Below are 3,672 nucleotides of genomic sequence, written 5' to 3'. Positions count from 1 at the left end.
CGGTCCTTCCCACCCGATGCCGGCACAACGCACGAATGCCAGCCCGAAGACGGCAGCGTCTGCAGGAGCCAGACACCAGATGAGAAGACCCAACCACCGCAACGCGGCGATTACCACCCTGACACTGAGCGTCTGCACACGACACGCCGCGAAATGTCGACACTCCGCGCACGCTCGGCGGCCACGAGCGTGCGCAAAGGCGGTTCTGATCGCGCTGAACCTAACCGGTGACGGCGCTGCGCACGCAGGGCAGCATTTCGGGGTGACTCGTGTGATCCGCTTCAACGCCTTCGACATGAACTGCGTCGCCCACCAATCCCCCGGGCTCTGGAAACACCCCGACGACCAGTCGTGGCGCTACAAGGACCTGGAGTACTGGACCGAACTGGCCAAGCTGCTCGAGCGCGGACGCTTCGACGGGTTGTTCATCGCCGACGTGCTCGGCACCTATGACGTCTACGGCGCCAGCGACGAGGCCGCCATCCGGCAGGCCGCCCAGATCCCGGTCAACGACCCGATGCTGCTCGTATCGGCGATGGCGTTGGTGACCGAGCACCTCGGTTTCGGCATCACGACCGGAACCGGCTTCGAGCATCCCTATCCGTTCGCCCGCCGCATGTCGACGCTCGACCACCTCACCAAGGGCCGGATCGGCTGGAACGTCGTCACCGGGTACTTGCCCGCCGCGGCCCGCAACATGGGCCAGACCGATCAGCCCGCGCACGACGCCCGCTACGACCACGCCGACGAGTACCTCGAGGTGCTCTACAAGCTGTGGGAAGGGTCGTGGGAGGACGACGCGGTGGTGCGCGACGCCGCCCGCGGGGTCTTCACCGAACCGGACAAGGTGCACCACATCGGCCATCAGGGAACGCATTTCAGCGTCCCGGGTGTCCACCTGTCCGAACCGTCCCCGCAGCGCACTCCGGTGATCTACCAGGCCGGGTCCTCGCCACGCGGTGTGCGGTTCGCCGCGGAGAACGCCGAGGCGATCTTCACCGCGTCCCCGACGAAAGAGATTCTGCGCCAGACGGTCAGCACCATTCGCCAGGAACTCGAGATCGCCGGCCGCGACCCGTACAGCGTGAAGATCTTCAACTTGTCGACGATCGTCACCGCCGCCACCGACGAGGAAGCCCATAGCCGCCACGCCGAGTACCTGTCCTACGGCGACCCCGAGGGTGCGCTGACGTTCATGTCCGGATGGATGGGCGTCGACCTGTCGCGCTACGGGCTCGACGAACCGGTCGGCAACGTCGACTCCAATGCGATCCTGTCGGCGGTCGCGGCGTTCCAGTCCGCCGACCCTGACGGCCGCGAGTGGGCCGTCCGCGACATCGCCGAGTGGGGCAAGATCGGCGGCATGGGCCCGCGCTTCGTGGGTTCCGGTGTACGCGTGGCGGATACGTTGCAGGAGTGGGTCGAAGAGACCGACGTCGACGGGTTCAACCTCGCCTACGCGATCACGCCCGGCTCGTTCGCGGAGTTCGTCGACCACGTCGTTCCGGTGCTCACCGAGCGCGGCGCGTACCAGACGTCCTACACGGCAGGTACGTTGCGCCGCAAGCTGCTCGGCAACGGCGACCGGCTGCCCGAGGACCATCGCGGTTCCCGCTATCGTGTCGGCGGGCCGCTCTCGACCATCATCGACCGGCCGTCCACGGTGCCGTCTTCCTCGGCATCGGTGGCGTCCCAGCCGACCCGCGGCCGTTAAGGAGTCATCGCGTGACCATCCAATTGCATTGGTTCCTACCCACTTACGGCGACAGTCGACTGATCGTCGGCGGCGGCCACGGCATGCCCGCCGGTGCGGCACACGGTGATCGGGACGCCTCGATCGACTACCTGGGTTCGATCGTGCGTGCCGCCGAGTCATTCGGTTTCACCGGCGCCCTGATCCCGACGGGCGCGTGGTGCGAGGACGCGTTCATCACCGCGTCGCTGCTTGCCCGCGAGACGACGTCGTTGGCGTTCCTGGTCGCGTTCCGGCCGGGCCTGGTCAGCCCGACACTGTCGGCGCAGATGGCCGCGACGTTCGCGCGCCACGCACCCGGCCGCATTCTGCTCAACGTGGTGGTGGGCGGCGAGGCTCACGAACAGCGGTCGTTCGGCGACTATCTCGACAAGGACGGCCGCTACCAGCGCTGCGACGAGTTCTTCGAGGTGGTGCGCAGACTGTGGGCCGGCGAGACGGTCTCGCTGGAGGGTGAACACATCCGCGTCGAGGAGGCCGCGCTGCCCACGCTGCCGAATCCGGTGCCGCCGTTGTACTTCGGCGGGAGCTCCGCGGCAGCGGGACCGGTCGCGGCCCGGCACGCCGACGTCTATCTGACGTGGGGGGAGCCGCCGTCGGCGGTGCGCGAGAAGATCGAGTGGATCCGCGGCCTGGCGGCCAAGGAGGACCGGCAGGTCCGCTTCGGCATCCGGTTGCACACGATCTCGCGGGACAACTCTGACGAAGCGTGGGCGCAGGCCGACCGGCTCGTCGCGGCGCTGGACGAGGAGACGGTGCGCAACGCGCAGAAGGGGTTGCACCGCAGTCAATCCGAGGGTCAGAAGCGGATGCTGGCGCTGCACGAAGAGCATCGGCGCAACGGCAGTTGGCACGACGCCCGCTCGCTCGAGATCGCGCCGAACCTGTGGGCCGGCGTGGGCCTGGTCCGCGGCGGTGCGGGCACCGCGCTGGTCGGCAGTCACGCCGAGGTCGCCGAGCGCATCGCCGAATACGCCGACATCGGCATCGACGAGTTCATCTTCTCCGGCTACCCCCATCTGGAGGAGCTGTACTGGTTCGGTGAGGGCGTCGTGCCGATCCTGCGCGAGCGCGGGCTGTTCCGACGTGAGTACCGGCACACCACGCTGCGGGGCCACCTCGGGCTGTCACGGGTGCCGGACCGAAGCGGCAGGTCGACGCGCGACGGGAATGTGGTCGGCGTCGCAGCGGTTGGCTGAGTCATGGGCAGAATGACGACCGATCAGCGCGAGAAGTTCCTGGCCGACGTCCACGTTGGTGTCATCGCCGTCGAGCGGCCCGACCGGGCGCCGTTCAGCGTGCCGATCTGGTACGGCTACAAACCCGGCGGTGAGGTGCTGCTGTGGACGGAGGAGTCGTCGCTCAAGCACCGGCTCATCAAGGCCGCCGGCCGGTTCTCGATCACCGCGCAGGACGAGGCGCCGCCGTATCGGTATGTGACGGCGGAGGGCGACGTCGTCGGTATCGATCGGGCCGAGGACGCGATTGGCCGGGAGATCGCGATCCGCTACCTCGGCGAGGACGACGGCAATGCGTTCGCCGACCAGAACCTCACGCCGACGTCGGTCGTCATCCGGATGCGCCCGAAGCGCTGGCTGAGCTTCGACTACTCGACGGAGTAGCGCTCGGAGGCTGGCCGCGAGCGTGCGTGTTTGTACGCAACACACCGCTGATTCTCGACACTTTGCGCACCGTCGCGGTCGGGAGGTGTGCGTTCTTCCGCATTGGCCCCGCTAGGTACTGCGACTTCTGCGGGATGGTCGTGATTTCCGATCGATCGCAGCCCTGCCGCAGAAGTCGATGAGCTGGCATCTGCATCTGTCGTCGTGCACGCTCAGCCGGCCGCGAGCGTGCGCAAAGTGCCGACAATGCGCGGCGTGTCGTGTGCAAACACGCACCCTCGCGCCACATGAAGGGCC

Annotated in this window: 3 protein-coding genes; all 3 read left to right on the top strand. The window is 67.7% G+C overall.

Features of this window, described 5'->3' with window-relative positions; translation table 11 throughout:
• Positions 1 to 262 precede the first annotated feature (262 nt).
• Genes A5698_RS05475 through A5698_RS05465 form a run of 3 tightly spaced genes read left to right on the top strand, consistent with a single transcriptional unit; the run spans position 263 to position 3,375 of the window.
• A complete protein-coding gene (locus tag A5698_RS05475; RefSeq protein WP_068294160.1) occupies positions 263 to 1,714 on the top strand; it encodes an LLM class flavin-dependent oxidoreductase in 1,452 nt (483 codons plus the stop codon).
• Between the two features lie 11 nt (positions 1,715 to 1,725).
• Positions 1,726 to 2,952: an LLM class flavin-dependent oxidoreductase gene (locus A5698_RS05470; RefSeq protein WP_231967308.1), complete on the top strand. Its 1,227-nt coding sequence runs from the start codon at positions 1,726 to 1,728 to the stop codon at positions 2,950 to 2,952.
• A gap of 3 nt (positions 2,953 to 2,955) precedes the next feature.
• Positions 2,956 to 3,375, top strand: coding sequence for a pyridoxamine 5'-phosphate oxidase family protein (locus A5698_RS05465; RefSeq protein WP_197506673.1), 420 nt, complete (start codon positions 2,956 to 2,958; stop codon positions 3,373 to 3,375).
• Positions 3,376 to 3,672: the final 297 nt, after the last annotated feature.

Origin of the sequence: Mycobacterium sp. E136, from assembly GCF_001666865.1 — a bacterium.
Classification (GTDB): domain Bacteria; phylum Actinomycetota; class Actinomycetes; order Mycobacteriales; family Mycobacteriaceae; genus Mycobacterium.
Note: the sequence above shows the minus strand (reverse complement) of the source record. Positions and strands in the feature narration are given on the sequence as shown.